General features: G+C 69.1%; 19 protein-coding genes. 13 read left to right on the top strand and 6 right to left on the bottom strand.

Annotated elements, in window-relative coordinates; genetic code table 11:
- Nucleotides 1-73 precede the first annotated feature (73 nt).
- Nucleotides 74-1,051: a magnesium and cobalt transport protein CorA gene (locus SFB74_RS11540; protein WP_432730956.1), complete on the bottom strand. Its 978-nt coding sequence runs from the start codon at nt 1,049-1,051 to the stop codon at nt 74-76.
- Nucleotides 1,052-1,289: 238 nt separating this feature from the next.
- On the opposite strand from SFB74_RS11540, the gene SFB74_RS11535 reads away from it, so the two are divergent.
- From SFB74_RS11535 to SFB74_RS11515, 5 genes are all read left to right on the top strand, one after another.
- On the top strand, nt 1,290-2,807 hold the full coding sequence (locus SFB74_RS11535; protein WP_432730955.1) for a sensor domain-containing diguanylate cyclase: 1,518 nt from the start codon (nt 1,290-1,292) through the stop codon (nt 2,805-2,807).
- Nucleotides 2,808-2,913: 106 nt separating this feature from the next.
- Nucleotides 2,914-3,138, top strand: coding sequence for an XRE family transcriptional regulator (locus tag SFB74_RS11530; RefSeq protein WP_432730954.1), 225 nt, complete (start codon nt 2,914-2,916; stop codon nt 3,136-3,138).
- Nucleotides 3,139-3,222: 84 nt separating this feature from the next.
- The gene (gene mutS, locus SFB74_RS11525) at nt 3,223-5,853 is read left to right on the top strand and encodes a DNA mismatch repair protein MutS (protein ID WP_432730953.1); all 2,631 of its coding nucleotides are present in this window, start codon (nt 3,223-3,225) and stop codon (nt 5,851-5,853) included.
- Between the two features lie 34 nt (nt 5,854-5,887).
- Complete coding sequence (locus tag SFB74_RS11520; RefSeq protein WP_432730952.1) at nt 5,888-6,727, top strand: peptidase; 840 nt, start codon at nt 5,888-5,890, stop codon at nt 6,725-6,727.
- A gap of 91 nt (nt 6,728-6,818) precedes the next feature.
- On the top strand, nt 6,819-7,619 hold the full coding sequence (locus SFB74_RS11515) for an alpha/beta fold hydrolase (RefSeq protein ID WP_126469226.1): 801 nt from the start codon (nt 6,819-6,821) through the stop codon (nt 7,617-7,619).
- Nucleotides 7,620-7,634: 15 nt separating this feature from the next.
- Here SFB74_RS11515 and SFB74_RS11510 read toward each other — a convergent pair whose 3' ends face one another.
- Nucleotides 7,635-9,107 (bottom strand): amidase, encoded by a 1,473-nt coding sequence (locus SFB74_RS11510; protein WP_432730951.1) that lies wholly within the window; start codon nt 9,105-9,107, stop codon nt 7,635-7,637.
- Nucleotides 9,108-9,228: 121 nt separating this feature from the next.
- Here SFB74_RS11510 and SFB74_RS11505 point away from each other — a divergent pair, with 121 nt between their 5' ends.
- From SFB74_RS11505 to SFB74_RS11480, 6 genes are all read left to right on the top strand, one after another.
- Nucleotides 9,229-10,482 (top strand): RNA polymerase sigma factor, encoded by a 1,254-nt coding sequence (locus SFB74_RS11505; RefSeq protein WP_432730950.1) that lies wholly within the window; start codon nt 9,229-9,231, stop codon nt 10,480-10,482.
- Between the two features lie 47 nt (nt 10,483-10,529).
- Nucleotides 10,530-10,910, top strand: a complete 381-nt coding sequence (locus SFB74_RS11500) for a YciI family protein (RefSeq protein ID WP_432730949.1) — start codon at nt 10,530-10,532, stop codon at nt 10,908-10,910.
- Between the two features lie 104 nt (nt 10,911-11,014).
- Entirely contained in the window at nt 11,015-11,818 is an 804-nt protein-coding gene (locus SFB74_RS11495) for an SDR family NAD(P)-dependent oxidoreductase (protein WP_432730948.1), read from the top strand.
- A 62-nt stretch (nt 11,819-11,880) separates the two neighbouring features.
- Nucleotides 11,881-12,477: a GNAT family N-acetyltransferase gene (locus tag SFB74_RS11490; protein WP_432730947.1), complete on the top strand. Its 597-nt coding sequence runs from the start codon at nt 11,881-11,883 to the stop codon at nt 12,475-12,477.
- Between the two features lie 71 nt (nt 12,478-12,548).
- Nucleotides 12,549-13,253, top strand: coding sequence for a response regulator (locus tag SFB74_RS11485; RefSeq protein WP_432730946.1), 705 nt, complete (start codon nt 12,549-12,551; stop codon nt 13,251-13,253).
- Entirely contained in the window at nt 13,163-15,067 is a 1,905-nt protein-coding gene (locus SFB74_RS11480; RefSeq protein ID WP_432730945.1) for an ATP-binding protein, read from the top strand. The genes SFB74_RS11485 and SFB74_RS11480 overlap by 91 nt, the downstream gene beginning before the upstream one ends.
- 4 nt (nt 15,068-15,071) lie before the next feature.
- Here SFB74_RS11480 and SFB74_RS11475 read toward each other — a convergent pair whose 3' ends face one another.
- Together SFB74_RS11475 and SFB74_RS11470 are read right to left on the bottom strand one after the other, a co-directional pair.
- Nucleotides 15,072-17,420 carry a cytochrome P450/oxidoreductase gene (locus SFB74_RS11475; RefSeq protein ID WP_432730944.1) on the bottom strand — a complete coding sequence of 783 codons (2,349 nt, stop codon included), beginning with the start codon at nt 17,418-17,420 and terminating at the stop codon, nt 15,072-15,074.
- Between the two features lie 11 nt (nt 17,421-17,431).
- Nucleotides 17,432-18,406, bottom strand: coding sequence for a Bug family tripartite tricarboxylate transporter substrate binding protein (locus SFB74_RS11470; protein ID WP_432730943.1), 975 nt, complete (start codon nt 18,404-18,406; stop codon nt 17,432-17,434).
- 113 nt (nt 18,407-18,519) lie between these two features.
- On the opposite strand from SFB74_RS11470, the gene SFB74_RS11465 reads away from it, so the two are divergent.
- The gene (locus SFB74_RS11465) at nt 18,520-19,329 is read left to right on the top strand and encodes an IclR family transcriptional regulator (protein WP_432730942.1); all 810 of its coding nucleotides are present in this window, start codon (nt 18,520-18,522) and stop codon (nt 19,327-19,329) included.
- A gap of 15 nt (nt 19,330-19,344) precedes the next feature.
- Here the strand turns inward: SFB74_RS11465 and SFB74_RS11460 are convergent, their stop codons facing one another.
- Nucleotides 19,345-20,172, bottom strand: a complete 828-nt coding sequence (locus SFB74_RS11460) for an undecaprenyl-diphosphate phosphatase (protein ID WP_019655015.1) — start codon at nt 20,170-20,172, stop codon at nt 19,345-19,347.
- A 148-nt stretch (nt 20,173-20,320) separates the two neighbouring features.
- Here SFB74_RS11460 and SFB74_RS11455 point away from each other — a divergent pair, with 148 nt between their 5' ends.
- Nucleotides 20,321-21,202: a hypothetical protein gene (locus SFB74_RS11455; RefSeq protein ID WP_432730941.1), complete on the top strand. Its 882-nt coding sequence runs from the start codon at nt 20,321-20,323 to the stop codon at nt 21,200-21,202.
- On the opposite strand, the gene SFB74_RS11450 is transcribed toward SFB74_RS11455, so the two are convergent.
- Nucleotides 21,194-21,850 (bottom strand): aspartate/glutamate racemase family protein, encoded by a 657-nt coding sequence (locus SFB74_RS11450; RefSeq protein WP_432730940.1) that lies wholly within the window; start codon nt 21,848-21,850, stop codon nt 21,194-21,196. The two genes, SFB74_RS11455 and SFB74_RS11450, sit on opposite strands and share 9 nt — an antisense overlap.
- Nucleotides 21,851-21,857 lie beyond the last annotated feature (7 nt).

Below are 21,857 nucleotides of genomic sequence, written 5' to 3'. Positions count from 1 at the left end.
GATTGTCTACATGTTTATTAGTTGGGCATTAGCAATGCGCCCGTCCGAGGTTTCGGCGAGCACGCGAAGCCGCTCAGAGCCACCCGGCGCGCCTGAACCGGTAGTAGAGATAGCCGCAGGTGCTGACGATCAGCCCCAGGGCGATGCCGTAGCCGTAGCGGAATTTCAGCTCCGGCATGTTCTCGAAGTTCATGCCCCAGATGCCGGCGAAGGCGGTGCACACCGCGAAGATGCTGGCCCAGGCCGCCAGGCGCTTGGTGACTTCGCTTTCCTCGATGGTGACCATCGACAGGTTCACCTGGATCGCCGTGGCGATGGTGTCGCGCATCGCGTCGATCGATGCGTTGATGCGCACCAGGTGGTCGCCCACGTCGCGGAAGTATTCCTGCGAGCTCATGCAGATCTGCGGCACGCGCCCGCCGTGCATCTTGCCGGCCGCTTCCACCAGCGGCGCCACCGCGCGCTTGAGGACCATGCTGCGCCGCTTGAGATCGTAGAGCTGCTTGATCTTGTCTCGCGCCGCGCCGCCCTGCCCGAAGATCTGCTGCTCGATGGATTCCAGCTCCACCTCCAGCGCGTCGATCACCGGGAAGTAGCGGTCGACCACCGCGTCCATCAGCGCATACAGCACGAAGCCGGCGCCGTGGCGCAGCAGGTCCGGCTCGCGCTCGCAGCGCTCGCGCACGCCCAGGAAGCCCTGCTTGCTGCGATTGCGCACCGACAGCACGTAGTTGGCGCCGACGAACACGTCGACCTCGCCCACGTTCATGCAGTGCTCGCCCTCGGCCGAGGGCTCCACCAGGTGCATGACGACGAAGAGCGAATCGCCGTATTCCTCCATCTTCGGTCGCTGGTGGCCGTGGTGGGCGTCCTCCACCGCCAGCGGATGCAGGCCGAACTCCTTCTGCATCTCGCGCAGCTCGTCGTCGGAGGCATCGCTGAGCGCCACCCAGACGAAGCAGCCGGGCCGGCCGATGTACTCGCTGATGTCCTCGACCGATATGTCGGCGAGCTTGGAGCCGTTTTCGTAGGCGACGCAGTTGATCAGCATCGGTATCTCCCGGAGTTCACGTTGGCGAAAGCCGCCGATGGTGCCACGAGGGCCGCAAGCCCCCGCCGGCCCACCGCTTCGCCACCGCCGCTTCAGCCGGGTCGTATAGAGTGCGGGTCGATTTGCCTGGCGGATGAGAACAAAACGAGAAGACGAGCAGCGCGCCACCGACGCTGCACAGAAAGACAGACAGGGAGCGGAAAGTCATGGAAACAGCCTCGTTCGAGGGAGTGCTCAAGTGAAGCGGGACGTTCGCCTTGCGAAGTTCCTGCTGCTGGCCGTCATGCTTTCGGTGTCGGCGGCCACGGGCTGGCAGCTGTACGCGTCGCGCGACCAGACGCTGGCCGCGGCCGACACCAACAATCTCAACCTGGCCAATGCGCTGAACATCTACGCCGAGGGCGTCTTCACCCAGAGCGACATGCTTTTGCAGGGCGTGGCCGAGACGCTGAAGGGCGAAGGCGACGAGCCCGAGCGGCTGCAGCGCGTGCAGTCGCTGGTCGAGCGCCAGAAGCGCCTGCTCGACCAGCTCGACGGCCTGGCCGTCCTCGACGCCGGGGGCGACTGGCTGATGTACTCCAAGGGGCCCCTCACGAAAGGCATCAACAGCGCCAGCCGGGCGTACTTCATCCACCACCGGGAAAACCGCTCGAACGACGTCCTCATCAGCCCACCGATCCGCAACCCCTTCACCGGCGAATGGGGAATCACGGTCAGCCGCCGGCTGGACGACGCCGAAGGCCGGTTCGCCGGTGTCGTGGTCGTCGGCCTGGGCCTGCAGAACTTCCTGCGCGCGTTCGGGACCATCGCGCTCCCCGGCACCGGCACCATCGGACTGACCACCAACCACGGGCAGATGCTGGTGCTCTACCCCTACAGCGAAAAAGCCATCGGGCTCGATTTTTCCGGATCGGCCAATTTCCAGCGCCACTTCGGCGGCACGTCGGGTACCGCGTCGTTCCGCTCCAGCATCGACGGAATGAAGCGGCTCTACGCCTTCCGCAAGAGCGACCGCTACCCGGTGCTGACCACCGTGGCGCTCGGCCGCGACGAGGCGCTGAAGGCCTGGAGGCACCAGGCGCTGCTGACGATCGGCGTGGTGGGGGCCTTGCTGGCGATCGTCGCCGCCGTGGGCTGGCGGCTGATCGTCAACATCCAGCGCCGCATCAGCGCCGAGGCTTCGCTGCTGGCCGCGCGCGAAGACCTGCTGCGGGCCAACCGCCGGCTGGAGGTCCTGGCCACGCAGGACCAGCTCACCGGCCTGGCCAACCGCCGCAGCTTCGACGAAGTGCTGGCGCACGAGTGCCGCCGCGCGGCCAGGGAGGGCACGGCCCTGTCGCTCCTGCTGCTGGACCTGGACTACTTCAAGCGCTTCAACGACGCGTACGGCCACGTGGCCGGCGACCAGTGCCTGAAGGGGGTCGCCACGGCATTGAGGCGCAGCGCCAGGCGCCCGGGCGACCTGGTGGCGCGCTACGGCGGCGAGGAGCTGGCGGTGGTCCTGCCGCGCACCGACCTGCCGGGCGCGCGGAAGGTCGCCGAACAGATACTCGCCCAGGTCCTCGCGCTCGACATCCCGCACAGCGCCAGCCCGCATGGACGGGTCACGGTCAGCATCGGCGTGGCGGCGCTGGAAGCCCGGCACTCGGACGAGCCGGAACAGCTGCTCGTCGAAGCCGCCGATCGCGCGCTGTACAAGGCCAAGGAAAGCGGGCGCAACCGCGCCGTGAGCGAGGAAGAATTCGCCGATGCCTGAGGGCGCGCCCGGCACCGGCGCAACGGCCTGGAGATACGCGCATTGAACGTAGAATGCCCGCGGCACTTTCACCCGTGTCCGCACGCGCCGCGGCGCCACGCTCCCCATGCCCTCCCCGAACAAGCCATCCAGCCCGGCACCCGCCGCCGTCCGCGACGCCCGCATTGCCGCGGGCCTCACGCAGACCGAGGCCGCCCAGACGGTGCAGGCCTCGCTGCGCGGATGGCAGCAATGGGAGGCCGGCGACCGCTCGATGGCGCCCGGCCTGTTCGAGCTGTTCATGCTCAAGACGAGGCAATGGCGGCTCGGGGGCAATCGCCATGCCGACTGAACGCAGCGCCGCGCGGAGAATGCCTACGGATGTCCCTCACCTGCCCCGGAGCCCGGCGGCATGGATCGCAAGCTACTGATTGAAATGAACAAGACAGACCTCTCTGGGCACACGCCGATGATGGCCCAGTACCTGGGCCTGAAAGCCGACCATCCGGACACCCTCCTGTTCTACCGGATGGGCGATTTCTACGAACTCTTCTGGGCCGACGCCGAGAAGGCCGCGCGCCTGCTCGACATCACGCTCACCCAGCGCGGCCAGTCGGCCGGCCAGCCGGTGGTGATGTGCGGCGTGCCCTTCCACTCGGTCGACACCTACCTGGCCCGCCTCATCAAGCTGGGCGAATCGGTCGCCATCTGCGAGCAGGTGGGCGAAGTGGGCGCCGCCAAGGGGCCGGTCGAACGCAAGGTGGTGCGCGTGGTCACGCCCGGCACGCTGACCGACACCGAGCTTCTCAATGACAAGAGCGATTCGCTGCTGCTCGCGGTGCACGCGGGTTCGCGCAACTTCTGCGGGCTGGCCTGGCTCAGCGTGACCGGTGCCGAGCTGCGGCTGGCCGAGTGCCCCTCCGACGCGCTCGAAGCCTGGATCGCCCGCATCGGCCCCAGCGAGCTGCTGTACAGCGCGGAAGTGACACCCGCCTTCGAGCAGCGCCTGAAGGCCGCACGCGCCGCCACGCCCTTCACGCTCTCGCTGCGCCCGGCGTGGCAGTTCGACGGCGGCCTGGGCGAGCGCAAGCTGGCCGAGCAGATGGGCAGCAACAGCCTGGCCGCGTGGAACGCCGAATCGCTCACCAACGCGCACGCCGCGGCCGCCGCGCTGCTGGGCTATGCCGAACACACGCAGGGCCGCGCGCTCTCGCACGTGCAGCGCCTTTCGGTGGAACGCGACGGCGACCTGATCGAGCTGCCGCCCACCACGCGGCGCAACCTCGAACTGGTGCAGACGCTGCGCGGCGAAGACTCGCCCACCATGTTCTCGCTGCTCGACACCTGCATGACCGGCATGGGCAGCCGCCTGCTCAAGCGCTGGCTGCTCTCGCCCCGGCGCGACCGTTCCGAGGCGCAGGGCCGGCTGGAAGCCATCGGCGCGCTGCAGGCCACGGTGCTCGGCGCCACGGCCGCCCCCTGGCGCACGCTGCGCGAGCAACTCAAGAACACCAGCGACGTGGAGCGCATCGCCGCGCGCATCGCACTGCGGCAGGTGCGCCCGCGCGAACTGCTGGCGCTGCAGCTGGCACTCGCGAAGGCGCAGCAGCTCGCGCCGATGCTGCCGGGCGCGTCCGCCCTGCTCGGCCAGATCGTCGAGCGGCTCGCCCCGCCGCCGGGCTGCGCCGCCCTGCTGACCAGCGCCATCAAGCCCGATCCGTCCGCCCTCGTGCGCGACGGCGGCGTGATCGCCACCGGCCACGACGCCGAGCTCGACGAACTGCGCGCCATCAGCGAGAACTGCGACGACTTCCTGCTCAAGCTCGAGATCAGCGAGCGCGAGCGCACCGGCATCAGCAACCTGCGGGTGCAGTTCAACCGCGTGCACGGCTTCTACATCGAGGTGACGCAGAGCGCGCTCTCGAAGGTGCCCGACAACTACCGCCGCCGCCAGACGCTGAAGAACGCCGAGCGCTTCATCACGCCCGAGCTGAAGGCCTTCGAGGACAAGGCCCTGAGCGCGCAAGATCGCGCCCTGGCCCGCGAGAAGTGGCTCTACGAGCAGTTGCTCGACGCGCTGCAGCCCTCGGTGCCCGCGCTCACGCAGCTTGCCGGCGGCATCGCCACGCTCGACGCGCTGTGCGCGCTGGCCGAGCGCTCGCACACCCTGCACTGGCGCGCACCGAGCTTCGTGTCGCACCCCTGCATCGAGATCCAGCAGGGCCGCCACCCGGTGGTGGAGGCGCGGCTGGCCGAGAAGTCGTCGGGCGGCTTCATCGCCAACGACACGCAGCTCGGACCGCAGCAGCGCATGCAGGTCATCACCGGCCCCAACATGGGCGGTAAGTCGACGTACATGCGGCAGGTGGCGATCATCGTGCTGCTGGCGTCCATCGGCTCGCACGTGCCGGCGGCCGCCTGCCGGCTCGGGCCGATCGACGCGATCCACACCCGCATCGGCGCGGCGGACGACCTGGCCAACGCGCAGTCGACCTTCATGCTCGAAATGACCGAGGCCGCACAAATCCTGCACAGCGCCACCGCGCAGTCGCTGGTGCTGATGGACGAGATCGGCCGCGGCACCAGCACCTTCGACGGCCTGGCGCTGGCCGCCGGCATCGCCGCCCAGCTGCACGACCGCAGCAAGGCCTTCACCCTGTTCGCCACGCACTATTTCGAGCTGACCGAGTTCCCGGCCACCCACCACGGCGCGGTGAACATGCACGTGAGCGCCACCGAGGCGGGCCGCGACATCGTGTTCCTGCACGAAATGCAGCCCGGTCCGGCCAGCAAGAGCTACGGCATCCAGGTGGCCCGGCTGGCGGGCATGCCCGCGGCGGTGGTCAACCACGCGCGGCAGGCGCTGGAGGCACTTGAATCGCAACATGCGCAAACTCGTGCACAGGTCGACCTGTTCGCGCCGCCCCCGGTGGCCGAAACACCCATGGCCAGCGCCGTAGAATCCGCGCTGGCCGCGCTCGACCCCGACACGATGAGCCCACGCGAGGCCCTCGATGCCTTGTATGCCCTTCAGAAACTGAACAAACGTGAACTCGGCGCCGCATGACCCGGCACAGTTCATGCCAGATGAACCTGAACCCATGACTTACTGCGTAGGCATCAAACTCAACGCCGGCCTGGTGTTTCTTTCCGACTCGCGCACCAACGCGGGCGTGGACCACATCAGCACCTTCCGCAAGATGATCGTGTACGAACAGCCGGGCGACCGCGTCATGGTGCTGCTGTCGTCGGGCAACCTGAGCATCTCGCAGTCGGTGCGCGAAATCCTCCAGATCGAGGAACTGCGCGAAACCCGCGAGGACGGCACCCAGGGCGAGCCCATCACCATCTGGAACGCCAAGAGCATGTTCGACGCCGCCCGCGTGCTGGGCTCGGCGGTTCGACACGTGTACGACCGCGACGCCGAGGCGCTGAAGCACGCGGGGCTGGACTTCAACGTGTCCTTCATCTTCGGCGGGCAGGTCAAGGGCGAGGGCATGCGCCTCTTCCTGGTCTACGCGGCCGGCAACTTCATCGAGGCCACCACCGAGACGCCCTACTTCCAGGTCGGCGAGTCGAAGTACGGCAAGCCCGTGCTCGACCGCGTGCTCACGCCCGAGACGCCGCTGGACGAAGCCGCCAAGTGCGCGCTGGTGTCGATGGATTCGACCATGAAGTCGAACCTGTCGGTCGGCCTGCCGCTGGACATGGTGGTCTACGAGGCCAACAAGCTCGAGACCGACCGCGTGATCTGCATCGACGCCGACAACCCCTACTACCGCATGGTGCACAACAGCTGGGGCCAGAAGCTGCGCGAAGTGTTCGACAGCATCGAGGACCCGGTCTGGGACGACAGCCATACCGAGCACCCGTTGAAGATGCCCGCCACGCGCCACAGCCCGCTGCGCAAGATCTCGACCCCCGACGAAAAGTTGATCTGAAAATGATGCCCCCCGGCTTGCCACTTCGTGTGCTTCTCCACCCCCCGAGGGGGAGGCTCGGCCGCCTTGGGGCGGCCCGGCGGCAGCCGTGATGCCCCCCGTCGTCTTCTCGCACGGCAACAGCTTTCCCGCGAGCACCTACCGAGTCGTCCTCGACAGCCTGCGCAACCGCGGCTTCGAGGTCGACGCCATCGAGAAATTCGGGCATGACCCGAAGTACCCCGTCACCGACAACTGGCCGCACCTGGTGCAGCAGCTGGCCGACTTCGCCAAGGCTCGCGCCGATCGCGCGGGCGGCCCGGTGTTCCTCATCGGCCATTCGCTGGGCGGATTCCTGAGCCTCATGTGCGCCGCCCTGCACCCCGAACTGGCGCGCGGCGTGCTGCTGATCGACTCGCCCATCCTCGGCGGCTGGCGCGCGAACACGCTCAACGTGGTCAAGCGCACGCCGCTCATGAAGAGCGTCTCGCCCGGCGCCATCAGCCGCAAGCGCAAGAACAGCTGGGAGCACCGCGAGGCGGTGTTCGAGCACTTCCGCGCCAAGAAGGCCTTCGCGAAGTGGGACGAGCAGGTGCTGCACGACTACATCGACCACGGCACCTTCGACGCGGACGACGCCCGGGCCCTGAGCTTCGACCGCGACGTCGAGACCGCCATCTACAACACCCTGCCCCACAACCTGGGCGCGCTGCTGCGCGCGCACCCGCTCAAGTGCAAGGCGGCCTTCATCGGCGGGCGCCAGTCGGCCGAGATGAAGCGCGTGGGCATGACGATGACCCAGCAGGTCACCAAGGGCCGCATCGCCATGATGGACGGCACGCACCTCTTCCCCATGGAGAAGCCGCTGGCGACGGCGGCGGCCATCGAGGCCGCGCTGCGCAATCTGCTCTGAGGGGCTGCAGCCCCGTCACGCCTGCGTGACGTGCACCCCGGGCCTGCGCCCCGCATTCCACTTGCCCCCGAGCGCCCGCTCGATCTGCGCGGCCAGCTGCAGCAGCAGCCCGTCGTTGGCCTGTGCCGCCTGCGCCTGGATGCCCAGCGGCATGCCGTTTTCCTGCTCGGCCATCGGCAGCGAGATGCCCGGCATGCCGCACAGGTTGGCCAGCGGCGTGTACGCGAAGTTCTGCCAGAGGTTGGCGAACCAGTCGTAGACCGACGGGTTCGTGCTGGTCGTGAGGTACTCGCTGGTGCCCACCTTGGGCGTGGGCAGCGCGGTGATCGGCGTGAGGATGATGTCCCAGCGCTGGAAGAAGTCGCCGAAGGCGCGCGAGGTGGTGTTGAACACCGCCTGCATCTTCGCGCGCTCGGTGTACGAGGTGTGCAGCCCGGCTTCCCAGATCTTGATGTTGATCGGCTCCAGCAGTTCGGCCGGCGGGCGTTCCAGCCCGAGCCGGTGCAGGTGGCCGTCGATGACCTGCGCGAAGTTGCTGATGTAGCAGGTGGTCTGGGCGTCGAAGGCCGTCTTGAAGTCCACCTCCGGCAGCACCCACTCGACATGGTGGCCCAGCCCCTCCAGGAATTTGCCCACGCGCTCCAGCTCGGCCACGAAATGCGGCGTGGCGCGGAAGTCTCCCCACTCGTGCGACAGCGCGATGCGTAGCCGCCCCGGGTCGCGCTTGATGAGCTCGCTGTACGGCTCGGCCGGCGACCAGAAGGGCATGAACTCGCCGGGCGCGCCGCCGCGGCAGTGATCGACGAAGGCCGCCGTGTCGCGCACCGTGCGGCTGTGGCAGCCCTGGATCGACACCAGCCCCGAAAGGTCCGACAGCCCCGGCGCCAGCGAGAACACGCCGCGCGACACCTTCAGCCCGATGTTGCCGTTCACGCCCGCCGGAATGCGGATGGAGCCCCCGCCGTCGGTGGCGTGCGACAGCGGCAGCACGCCGGCAGCCACGATCGCCGCGGTGCCTGCCGACGAGCCGCAGGTGGTGTATTCGAGGTCCCAGGGGTTGTGCGTGACATGGAAGGCGTTCTCGGCCGAGCTGCACACGCCGAACTCCGGCGTCGTGCTGCGGCCCACGATGTTCAGGCCCGCCTTGCGTAGCTGCTGCGTGAGGAAGCTGTCGGCCGCCGGGCGATGGCCCTGCATCATCATCGAGCCGAACTCCTGCAGCCGGCCCTTCAGCGTGGGGCCCAGGTCCTTCATCAGGTAGGGCAGGCCCGCGAACACGCCCTCGGGGTTCATGCCGTCCTTCAGCGGATCGGCCACCACGTCGTCGAAGACCTCGACGACCGCGTCGAGCTGCGGATCGAGCTTGGCGATACCGGCCGCCGCCTGCGCGGCCAGCTCCACCGCCGTCACTTCGCCCTTGCGGACCCGTTCGGCCAGGCCGATGCCGTCGTGATCGGCCCATTCGCTCCAGCTCATTGCCAGCGTCATTCGCAGTGCTCCATTTCTTGTTCGTTGAGGAAAGTGCGTCCGATTTTGCCGAGCGTGTCGGCGCGACGCATACTGGTGCGTCCTTGGGTGAGCAGGAACGAAGGACAAACAAGCGCACCGCATGACCGACGACGACACCGCCTGGATCGCCACCACGCTGACCGCCTCGCGCCCGCGCGCGGTGGCCGCGCTGCTGCGCTACTTCCGCGAGCTCGACACGGCCGAGGAAGCCTTCCAGGAAGCCAGCCTGCGCGCCCTGCGCCACTGGCCCGAGAGCGGCCCGCCGCGCGATCCGCTGGCCTGGCTGATCTTCGTGGGGCGCAACGCGGCGCTCGACGAAGTGCGCCGGCGCGGCCAGCACGAGCCGCTGCCCGAGGACGATGCGCTCGTCTCCGACCTCGACGACACCGAAGCGGCGCTCGTCGAGCAGCTCGACCAGGCGCACTACCGCGACGACGTGCTGCGCCTGCTCTTCGTCTGCTGCCATCCAGAGCTGCCGCTGACGCAGCAGATCGCGCTGGCGCTGCGCATCGTCTCGGGCCTGTCGGTGCGCGAGATCGCGCGCGCCTTCCTGGTCGGCGAAAGCGCGATGGAGCAGCGCATCACCCGCGCCAAGAAACGCGTGGCCACGGCCGGCATTCCCTTCGACACGCCGGGCCGGCGCGAGCGCGACGAGCGGCTGGCGGCCGTGTGCACCACCGTCTACCTGCTCTTCAACGAAGGCTATTCGGCCAGTGGTGGCGAGGAGCACGTGCGCGGCGCGCTGTGCGAAGAGGCGATACGCCTCGCGCGGCTGCTGCTCGAACTCTTCCCCGGCGAGCCCGAGCTGATGGGCCTGCTCGCCCTGCTCCTGCTGCAGCATGCGCGCGCCGAGGCACGGCTCGATGCCGGCGGCATGGTCGTGCTGCTCGAGGACCAGGACCGCGCGCGATGGAACCGCGCGTTCATCGACGAAGGCCTGGCGCTGGTCGAAGGCGCGCTGCGGCAGCGAAGGCCCGGCCCCTACCAGCTGCAGGCCGCCATCGCCGCCACCCACGCGCAGGCCGCGCGCGCCGAAGACACCGACTGGGCCGAGATCGACCGGCTCTACGCCGCGCTCGAAGTCGTGCAGCCCTCGCCTGTCGTCACGCTCAACCGCGCGGTGGCGGTACACAAGCTGCACGGACCGCAGACCGCGCTGGCGCTGACAGAGTCATTGGCGGGCGCGCTGGACGGCTACTTCCACTTCCACGGGCTGCGGGGCGCTTTGCTGATGCAACTGGAGCGCGCCGATGAAGCCCGAGCCGCATTCGCGCGCGCCCTCGGCATGGCCCGCACCGCCGCCGAGGCCGCGCACATCCGCGCGATGCTCGATCGCCTCGGCACGACCAACTGACCCGATTCGACTCACCCGCCACGAACCAAGGAAAGAAAAGGAAGACCATGCTCTATTCCATCCTCATCTACGGCTCCGAATCCACGGTGGCCGCCTGGGAGCCCGGCGTCGAAGAGGAGATGCTCGAACGCCACACCGACCTGCGCGAGGATCTCCAGGAGCAGGGCAAGCTCGGCACCGTGTTGCGGCTGATGCCCAACGTGGCCAGCACGGTGCGCCGCGCGGGCGACCTGCATCCGTTGGTCACCGACGGCCCCTTCGCCGAGACGAAGGAGCAGCTCATGGGCATCTACGTGGTGGAGTGCGAGTCGGTGGAGGAAGCCACCCACGCCGCGCACCGGCTGGCCTTCGAGGGCGGCGTGTTCGAGATCCGGCCGATCACCTGGTACGACCCGGGCGTGATTCCGGCGCGCATTCCGCAGGTCTGAAAGAAAAAAGAAAAAAATCAGCCGGTGTTGTCGGATCGGGCCGTCGCCGCCCGTCCTTGGCTGGAACGCACGCATTTCGCGGGCGGCAAACCAAGGAGAAGACGATGCCTCAGACATTCAAGGACAAGTGCGTGGTGATTCACGGTGGCAGCGGTGCCATCGGCGGCGCGGTGGCCCGGGCCTTCGCGCGTGAAGGTGCCAGGCTGTTCATCACGGGGCGCAACCGCGCCAGGCTCGACGCGGCGGCACGGGCCATCGAGGCCGAGGGCGGGCGCGCGGAAGCGGCCGTGGTCGATGCGCTCGACGAGCAGGCCATGCTGCGCCACGCCGCCGAAGTTGCCGGGCGCGCCGGCGGCATCGACATCGCGCTCAACGCCATCGGCGTCATGCACGTGCAGGGCACGCCGCTCGCGGAACTGCCGCTGGAAGACTTCTTCCTTCCCGTACAGGCCTACACCCGTAGCTGCTTTCTCACGGCAAAGGCCGTGGCGCCGCACATGGCGAAGCGTGGCGGCGGCGTGATTCTTTCGGTATCGACGCCGGCCTCGCGCCTGCCGGGGCCGGGCTACCTGGGCCACGCGGTGGCCTGCGCAGGCGTGGAGGCGCTCTCGCGCCACATGGCGGGCGAGCTGGCAGCCTTCAATATCCGCACCGTGTGCATCCGCTCGCATGCCATTCCGGAGGCTGTGACGGCCGGCTCGCATGCCCGCGAGGTGTTCCGGCCAGCTGCGGAAAGCATGGGGCTCACGGTCGAGCAGATGCTCGCGGCCAAGCCGCCCGGCCTGCTGGTGGAGCGGCTGCCCTCGCTGGACCAGATGGCCGCCACCGCGCTGTTTGCAGCCTCCGCGGGCGCCGGCGCGATGACCGGCGCAGTGCTCAACCTGAGCGGGGGCATCACGCTGGACTAAGGCCGTGCCCGGGCGGGCTCCCTAGAATCGCCCGGGTCATTCCCGAACCCAGCCGATTCCGCATGCAGCCCGACTTCCCGCCAGCGCCCACGCTGGCCGACGCACTGATCGTCGATCCGTTCTACCTGGCGATCTCCGTCGATTTCGAGCACGACATGCCGGCGCGCAAGGCGGTGCTCGCCGACTACTTCGCCTATTCGCTGGGCGAGGCCGCGCGCACCGGCCGCTACCTCGCAGCCGACGACGCACGACTCGGCGCCGCGGCCTGGCTGCTGCCACGCGCCGATGCGACCGACGCGGCCGAGTCGGCGGCGAAGGGCGAGTACCTCGCCGCCACGCTGGGCCCGAGGGGCCACGACAACTACCGCCGCATCGTCGACTTCATGGCCGCGCGCTCGCCGGCCGTGGCCCCTTCGCATGCCTGGTACCTGTCGATTCTCGGCATTTCGCCGGCCGCACAGGGGCGCGGGCTGGGCGCGCAACTGCTCGCGCCCACGCTGGCCGAGGCCGACGCGGCGGGCGTGCCCTGCTTCCTGGAAACCTTCACGCCGCGCAGCGTGGCCTTCTACGAGCGCCTGGGCTTTCGTGGCGAGGCGGAGCACCTGGAGCCGGTCACGAACTCGGCGTACCTGATCATGTGCAGGCCTGCGCGGCAATAGTTGGCAACAAGCCTGGAAAATAAGTAAATACGTTGCGCCAGCCGCGCCAGCCTGGCCGAAGAATCCGCCGCATGTCCCCTCTTCCGACCGAAGACGCCGAACCCGTTTCGCTGAGCCCCACGCTGATCGTCGAGGACGATCCGGCCATGCAGGAGCGACTGCGCTACGTGCTGTCCACCCTCGGCTGCGACGAGAGCCGCATCTCGGTGACCGACAGCGTCGCCGGTGCCCGGCAACTGCTGGGCGAGCACAGCTACGGCGTGGTACTGGTGGACATCGGCCTGCCCGACGGCAGCGGCGTGGAGCTCATCGGCTGGCTGCAGGCGCACCATCCGGCCGTTCCGGCGGTGGTGATCTCGGCATGGCGCACCGAGGAGATCATCTTCGCGGCGCTGCGCGCGGGCGCCATCGGCTACCTGCTGAAAGAGCGCGACGACGTCGAGCTGGGCATCGCGCTGCGCAGCATCGAGCAGGGCGGCGCGCCCATCGACCCGAGCATCGCGCGCCACATCCTCGCCTGGCTGGCGACGCACCAGCAGCCGCCGACCGAGGCGGCAGTGCAGGCCTCCGGGGAAGCACCGGCCGCGCTCACCCGGCGCGAGCGCAAGATACTGGAGCTCGTCTCGCAGGGCCTGAGCAATCGCGACATGGCCGAGTCGCTATCGATCTCCAGACTGACCGTGGAATGCCACACCAAGAACATCTACCGCAAGCTGGCCGTCAGCTCGCGCACCGAAGCGGTCTTCGAGGCGCGGCGGCATGGCTTGCTGCGCTGACGGGCGCGCTGCTGCTGCTTCTTGCCGCGGCCTGCCCGGCCTTCGCCGCCGATGAGAGAGCCGCGCCCTCATTGCGCGTGGAGGCAGTGCGCGGCGCCGGCTGGCAGGACACCGCCGCGCCCGCCGAAGGCTGGGCGCCCGTCACCCTGCCCGACAGCTGGGCCACGCGCTGGCCCGGCTTCGACGGCGTGGTCTGGTACCGCCTGACCTGGGAGCAGCCCGAGCAGGTGCGTGAAGCCGGCCTGCTGCTGAACTACCTGAACATGGCCGGCGAGGTCTCGCTCAACGGCACGACGATCTCGCGCGACGAAAGCCTGGTCGAGCCGCTCACGCGCGCCTGGAACACGCCGCGCTACTGGCTGCTGGCGCCGCCGCTGCTCAAGCCCGGCACCAACACGCTGCTGGTGCGCGTGTCGGGGCTGGCGCCCTACCAGGCGGGGCTGGGGCCGGTCGAGATCGGCGAGCCGGCGGCCGTGCAGTCGCGCTTCGAGCGCGAGCGGCTGGTGCGGCGCGACCTGCAGGTGCTGGGCCTCGCGGTCAGCGCGGCGGTCTCGGCCTTCTTCGCCGCCTGGTGGTGGCTGCGCCGGCGCGAGACGGCCTATGGCTGGTTCGCGGCGATGTCGGTGCTGTGGCTGCTGTTCGCCTACAACCAGATCGCGACCAGCCCCTGGCCGTTCGGCTCCAATCACCACTGGCAGGCGCTCAACACCTCGCTGCTGCTGGTGTTCAGCGTGTCGTACCTGCTGTTCGTGCTGCGCTACTGCGGGCGCCGCCTGCCATGGCTCGAACGCGCGGCCGCGCTGGTGGCGCTGGCCGGCGTGCTCGACCTGTGGCTGGCGCCAGAGCCATCGCTGGCGGTGCACCGGGCCATCTGGACGCTGGTGGGCGGCCTCACGGTCATCGTGGTGAACAGCTGCGCCCTCGTGTACGGCTGGCGCCATCGCGGCAGCCCGGTGCGCTCCATCGCGCCCTTCATGGCGCTCTCGGCGGTAACGGGCGCGCACGACCTGCTGGTGTTCACGCAGGTGATCGACAGCAACATCTACTACACCAACATGTCGTCGTACGTGCTGCTGCTGGGCATGGCACTGACGCAGGCCGCGCGCTTCGCGCAGAGCCTGCGGCGCATCGAGAACTTCAACACCGAGCTGATCGAGGAAGTGAACGCGGCCAAGGCCGAGCTGGCCGCCACGCTGGCGCAGCAGCATGCGCTGGAACTGGCCCATGCGCGCATCGGCGAGCGCGTGAACCTGGTGAGCGACCTGCACGACGGCCTGGGCGGCATGCTGGTGGGCAGCATCGCGACGCTGGAGCGCAAGCCCGAGAACCTCAGCGCGCCCGAGCTGCTCGCCATGCTCAAGCGCCTGCGCGACGACCTGCGGCTGATCATCGACGCCACCGGCCGCGACGACGGCGCCCGTGCGCTCGGCGAACTGCTGGTGCCGATGCGCCACCGCAGTTCGGAGCTGCTCGACGCCAACGGCATCGACTGCCGCTGGCAGGTGTCGGGTATCGACACGCTGGAACTGCCGCCCTCGCAGAGCCTGGACCTGATGCGCTTCCTGCAGGAGGCGCTGACCAATGTGCTAAAGCACAGCGCGAGCCGGCGCGTGGACGTGACGGTGGCGCGCGCGGGCGCCGAGCTGCAGCTCAGCGTGCGCGACGACGGGCGCGGCTTCGCGGTCGAGGACCATACAGCCGGAGCGGGGCTGCGCAGCCTGCGCACGCGGGCGCGCCGCCTGGGCGCCGAGCTGCACCTGCAGTCGCGCCCCGGCGAGACCCGGGTGGCGCTGCGCATGCCGCTCGCCGGCTGAGGCTTCAGAGCTCCAGCACCAGCCGCCCCTCGCAGGCGCGCGAGCAGCAGGACATCATCTTGGTGTTGGCCTCGCGCTCCACCCGCGTGAGCACCACGTCGCGGTGATCGACCTTGCCGGAGAGCACGCGCACTTCGCACGAGCCGCACAGGCCTTCTTCGCAATCGCTCTGCACGTCGACGTTCGCGGCGCGCAGCGCGGTCAGCAGGGTCTGATCGGGCGGCACGGTGAGAACGAGGCCCGAATCCTTCAGCTCCACCTCGAAAGCGTGTTCCTTCGACGGATCGAGCGTGGCCAGCGTGGATTCGAAATGCTCCACGCGCAGCGCGCCCTCGGGCCATGCGGCGCAGCAGTCTTCCAGCGCCTCGAGCATGCGCAGCGGACCGCAGGCGTAGACCTGCGCGCCTTGCACCGGCTGCGCGAGCAGCGCCCGCAGGTCGTTGCGCCGGCCCTCGTCGGCGGCATGCACGTGCAGGCGTTCGCCATGCAGCGCGGCCAGCTCGTCGACGAAGGCCATGCTCGCGCGGCTCCGGCCGCTGTAGTGCAGCTCGTAGTCCATGCCGAGCGCCTTCGCGCGCCGCGCCATCGCGCTCACCGGCGTGATGCCGATGCCGCCGGCGATGAAGATCGCCTTCTTCAGCGACTCGTCGAGCCTGAAGTGGTTGCGCGGGCCGCGGATGCGCAGCCGGTCGCCCTGCTTCACGTTCGCATGCACCCATGCGGAGCCGCCGCGCCCTTCGGGCTCGTGCAGCACGGCGATCTCGAACGCGCCCGTGTCGTCGGGGTCGCCGCACAGCGAGTACTGGCGCGACAGCTCCGGCGTGCCGCATTCCACGTCGATGTGCGCGCCGGCAGTCCAGCGCGGCAGCGGCTTGCTATCGGGCGACGCGAGGCGCAGCCTGACGATGCCGTCGGCCACCGGCGTCACGCCCTGCACCACCACCGGCCGCGCGATGGAATGCGCCGAAGGCTCGCCGATGCGCACCGGCACGCGCACGTCGCGCAGGCCCGGGTTCGCGCGCTCGGGGTTGGCCGCCGGGTCCCATTCCACCCACAGATGCTCGGGGCCACGGAAAGACGTGTTGGGCACGTAGGTGAAGCGCTGCTCCGAAAGGCGCATGTGCGGCAGCCGGCGCGTGAACTCCTCCAGGAAGATCTGCATCTCCATGCGCGCCAGGTTCTTGCCCATGCACTGGTGCGAGCCGTAGCCGAAGGTGAGATGGTCGCTGGCGTTGTCGCGGCGGATGTCGAACAGGTCGGCATCGGAGAAATGCCCCTCGTCGTGATTGGCCGACGAGGTGACGATCAGCAGGCGCGAGCCGGCAGGCAAATCGACGCCGCCGACCTGCGTGTCTTTCGTGACCATGCGGCGCCACGCGGCGACCGAGCCGTTGTGGCGCAGGCACTCCTCCACCGCATTGGGAATGAGCCCGGGGTCCTCGCACAGCTCGCGCCACACATGGGGGTGCTGCAGCAGCAGCTTCACCGCGTTGGCCGTGGCGTTGGCGGTGGTCTCGTGGGCGGCGACGATGCCGGCCATCATCATCGAGTGCAGGTACGAGTCGGTCACGACCTCGGGGTGCTGCATCTGCTTGCGGATGCCGTACTGCATCCAGCCGGGCGCGTCGGGGTCCTGCCGCATCTTGTCGAGCACCTTGCCGGCGTACTGCCAGAAGTTGCCGACCGCGTGCGCCACCGCCACCTGCTCCTCGGGCTTCGGGCGGCCCCAGGTGTTGACCGTGTGCGCGATCGAGTACTTGCGCAGCGTGTCCATGTCTTCCTCGGGCACGCCGAGGAAGTGCAGCGCCACGGTGAGCGGAATCTCCCACAGCATCTGGTCGACGAGGTCGGCGCGGCCGTCGTCGATGAAGCGGTCGACGTACTCGCGCGCCAGCTCGCGCACCATGGGCTCGTGGTGCTTCAGCGCCTCGGGCGTGAAGGGGTCCATCAGCGCGCGGCGGCGCGGCATGTGGGCGGGCTCGTCCTCGTTCACCAGCGTGCGGTTGAGCGCGAAGCCGTACGAGGCCAGCACCGCGTTGGCTTCCTCGCCGGTGGGCGTGATCTTCTCCAGCGCGATCGACGGGCTGAAGGTGATGTTGTCGCGGAACACCGCCTTGATGTCCTCGTAGCGCGTGAGCACCCAATAGCCCAGCTTCGGGCTGAAGAAGATGGGCTCCTGCTCGCGCGCCCAGCGCACGTACTCGGGCGGGTCCTGCTGGTAGCCGTCCTCGAAGGGATCGAAGCCGGCGGCGCGCTGGCTCACGGGGCAGCCGGTGGGCGTGCGCTCGGAAGACAGCGGGCCGTGCGCGACGGGGCAGCCGGAGGTGCGCGAGGACGTGGCGGTATCGGACATGGCGGGCAGGTTCAGTCGAGGGTGATCTTCAGGTCGCGGATCAGCTTGTGCCAGCGCTCGGTCTCGCTCTTGAGCAGCGCGGCGTACTGCGCGGGCGTGTTGCCCACCGGCTCCACGCCGAAGTCGACCATGCGGGTGCGCACCGAGGGCTCGTTGATGGCGGTCACGAGCTGGCGGTTGAGCGTGTTCACCACTTCGGCGGGCGTGGCCGAGGGCACCACCACGCCGACCAGCGCGGCCGCCTCGACGTTCTTGTAGCCGAGCTCGGCGAAGGTGGGCACATCGGGCAGCTGCGGCAGGCGGGTCGGGTTGGCCACCGCCAGGGCCTTCACCTTGCCGCCCTTGATGAAGCCGGAGCCCGCTGCGAGGTCGACCATCATGGCCGGCAGCTGCCCGCCGACCACGTCGGCCAGCGCGGGCGCCGCGCCGCGGTACGGCACGTGGACCATGAAGAGCTTGGCCTCCACTTTCAGCAGCTCCATCGCGAGGTGGTGCGGGCTGCCGGCGCCGGCCGATGCGTAGTTGATGCCGCCCGGCTTGGCGCGGGCCTGGGCGATGAAGTCCTTGGCCGAGCTGAAGCCCGAGTTGGCGCCGACGACCAGGATCATCGGGAACTTGCCCATCAGCGTGACGGGCGCGAGGTCCTTGGTGGGGCTGTAGCTCAGCGACTTGTAGAGCGCGGGGTTGAACACCAGCGTGCCGTTGTCCGCCGACAGCACCGTGTAGCCGTCGGCCGGAGCGCGCGCGGTTTCGGACGCGGCCAGCGCGGTGTTGCCGCCGGGCTTGTTGTCCACCAGCACCGGCTGCGCGACCTGGGTGGACAGCGTCTGCGCGACCGTGCGCGCCAGGAAATCGGAGCCGCCGCCGGCCGCGTAGGGAACGATCCAGCGGATCGGCTTGGCGGGAAAGGCCTGCTGGGCGCCGGCGCCCGCGGCGACGGCAGCCAGCGAAAGAACCGCGAGGCAGCGGGCGAAGTGCTTCTTCATGGGGAGTCTCCGTACTGGATTTTGTGTATTGCGTAATTATCATACGCATTGCGTAATTCATGGATAGCGGGTTTACCCGGCCACATCGACCGAGCACCTAACATCCGAGCGTCATGACCCAGCCCTCGCCATCCGATTCCTCCCCCGCCCGCGAGCGCCGCCAGCGCGTGCAATCCGCCGAAACCGGCATGTCCGTGCTCAAGGGGCTGGCGCACCTGGGCGGACGAAGCAGCCTGACCGCGCTGTCGGCGCACGTCGCGGAGAGCCCGGCGAAGGTGCACCGCTACCTCGCCAGCCTGATGGAGGCCGGCCTCGTGCTGCAGGACGCCGCCTCGCAGCACTACTACCTGGGCACGGAAGCCATCCAGATCGGCCTGGCCGCCATGCGGCAGGCCGACCCGATCCGCGCGGCCGAGCCCTGCCTCATCCGCCTGCGCGAATCGCTGGAGGTGACGTGCTTCGTGGCGGTGATGGGAAACAAGGGCCCGACCATCGTGCGTTTCGAGGAGCCGGGCCTGCCGGTCACGGTGAACGTGCGCGCGGGCTCGGTGATGTCGATGCTGTGGTCGGCCACCGGCCGCGCCTTCCTGGGCCTGCTCGACGAGTCGCGCGTGGTGGCGCTGGCCGAGCAGGAACTGGGCGAGGCCACGCCGGAAATGCGCGCGCTGCTCGATGCGAAAGACCCGATCGGCCAGTTGCGCCGCGAGGTGCGGCAGGCGCGCTGCGCCAGCGTGAAGGACACCTACCTGCGCGGCATCAGCGCCGTGGCGGCGCCGGTGTACGACTATGCGGGAAGGGTCTGCGCCGTGATCACCGCGCTGGGTGCCACCGGCGGCTTCGATCCGGCCATCGACGGCCCCATTGCGGTGGCCGTGCGGCAGGAAGCGAAGGCCGCGAGCGCCCTGCTGGGCGCCGCGGACTGAAGCGTCAAGGCCGGATCAATCGGCCCAGACGACCGTGCCGGTCCACGCCGTGGCCAGCACCAGGATGCCGAAGGCGATGCGGTACCAGGCGAAGGGAATGAAGCTGTGGCTGCTGATGTACTTCAGCAGCCAGCGCACGCACAGCCAGGCGCTGATGAACGAGAACACCAGACCCACGGCGAACAGCGGCACGTCGGCCATCGACAGCGCCGCGCGCTCCTTGTAGATGCTGTAGACGCCCGCGCCGATCAGCGTCGGGATGGCGAGGAAGAACGAGAAGTCGGTCGCCGCCTGGCGAGAAAGGCCCAGCAGCATGCCGCCGATGATGGTCGAGCCGCTGCGGCTCGTGCCCGGGATCATCGCGAAGCACTGCACCAGGCCGACCTTGAGCGCGTCCCACGGCGTCATGTCGTCGACATGCTCGACGCGCACCGATCCGGGCGGACGCTTCTCGGCCCAGAGGATGATGAAGCCGCCGATGATGAAAGTGCTGGCCACCACGGTCGGAATGAACAGGTGCTCCTTGATGACCTTGCCGAACAGCAGGCCCAGCACCACCGCGGGCAGGAAGCCGATGAAGATGTTGAGCGCGAGGCGTTGCGCCTTGGGCTGGCGCGGCAGCGCGACGACGGTCGATCTGATCTTCTGCCAGTAGACCAGGATCACCGCGAAGATCGCGCCGGTCTGGATGGCGATCTCGAAGACCTTGCCCCGGTTGTCGCCGAAGCCGCCGAGCAGGGAGCCCGCAAGGATCAGGTGGCCGGTCGAAGAGATGGGAAGAAACTCGGTGAGACCTTCGACGATGCCCATGACGGCGGCCTTGGCCAGCAAAACAATATCCACGCGGACTCCTTTTCAAGTGCGGCCATTATCGCGAGGGGGCAAGTCAGCCCGGGCTCAGACTCCCCTGTTCCGGTGATGTTCAGACACGTCGCGTTGACACACAGTCGAGGGTGTGAGAAGGCATGTGATGCCGAAGGAGCCATTGGTAATGCGAACGTTCACGCCCGGCGACAGACTCGAAGAACACGCCTCGACTTTCGACGATCACGGCGAAGACCGCCGCAAGAACGCCCAGGACCTGGAGCGCGAGCAGTGCGCCTCGATGCGCCGCGTGACCGAGGCCACCGGCGCGTCGGCCCACGAGCTGCAACAGCTGATGCAGCGGCTGCTCGACATCGACCGCGCCGGCTCCAGCGCGGGCATCGTCGCGCAGGGCCACATCGCGGCCGACCGCATGCAGTCGGGCATGGCGGCCCTCGACCTGGGCGATGGCAACGTGGCCGAGCAGCGCGGCGACGCGGTGCAGAGCATCGACTTCTGGCTGCTCGAGCCGCTGGACCCCGCGCACGACAAGAAGTGGTACGCCCGCTGGAAGTTCTGGAGCTTCATCCTCGGCGCGGCCGGCTCCGAGGCCGCGCTCACGCTGCAGGGGCTGGCGCTGCGCCCCACCGAGCCCGGCGACACGCATGCCGACCTGGTGGCCAAGGCGCGAAAGGTTCTCGAAAGCTGGCGCCGCACTTCCGAGCCGTTGTTCTGGGCCGCCGTCGAATGCTACGTGCGGCAACAGTCGTTCTCGCTGGAAACACAGGCTTACCTGATGCACTGCATCGCCTCGGTGTTCACCGGCGATCCGATGAAGCTTTCCAACGAGCAGAGCGAGCAGCTCGCGGGCGTGCTCGCCGACACCTACTGCGACGCACTGGGCACCTCGGCGTGCATGCCCTCGGCGGACATCTACCGGCGCCTGTCGCAGGGGCTGGAGGCGACCGACCGCGAAACCGGCATCGCCCGCAACCTCGGACGCAGCGACGCCGCGCAGATCGCGATGACGGCGCTGTTCTCGGTGATCGAGTCTTCGCGCCTACGCTGAGCCGGCCCCGGTGCGGCGGCGCAGTGCGCGCACCGCGCTGTCGACCGTGGTGAGCACCGGCAGGCCGCTGGCCGCCTCGCAGGCGGCGCGGGCCCGCGCCATGCTGAACTGGGCCAGCGCGATGCGCGTGCAGCCGCGCTCGCGCAGTGCTGCCGCCTGTGCGGCGATCAGCGCGTCGTGGCGCTGCGTGTCGCCGGCATTCAGCGCATCGAGCGCACCCTCGGCCAGCGCGGTTTCGAGCAGGGTGCCCTGCGGAAACTCGGGCGGCATCGACGCCAGCGTGGGCGCGAATGTGGCGATGAGCCCCAGCCTGCCCTGCTGCCCCTGCACCGCCTCGTCGATCATGGCCTCGTTCGGCTTGAGCACCGGAATGCCCGCATGCCGCCGCGCCACCGCCTCGATGCACGGCCCGAAAGCCGAGCAGGTGAAGAGGATGCCCTGGGCGCCGGTATCGACCGCGTACTGCGCGAGGCGCTGGAAGCGCTCGTGCATCGCGGCATCGAGCCCCTTGCCGTTGCGCGCCAGGTCGGCCGAGAGGCTGTCGTCGAGCAGGTTCATGCGCACCGCCTCGGGCCAGTCGCGCGCGAAGGCTTCGTTGATGGGCGCGACGGAATGCGAGAGCGCGTGGATCAGGGCAATGCGGGTCATGGGTTCA

The sequence above is a fragment of the Variovorax xiamenensis genome (assembly GCF_050916385.1).
In the GTDB taxonomy this organism is placed as follows: Bacteria; Pseudomonadota; Gammaproteobacteria; order Burkholderiales; family Burkholderiaceae_C; genus Variovorax.
This window is presented reverse-complemented; position numbering and strand designations above follow the sequence as displayed.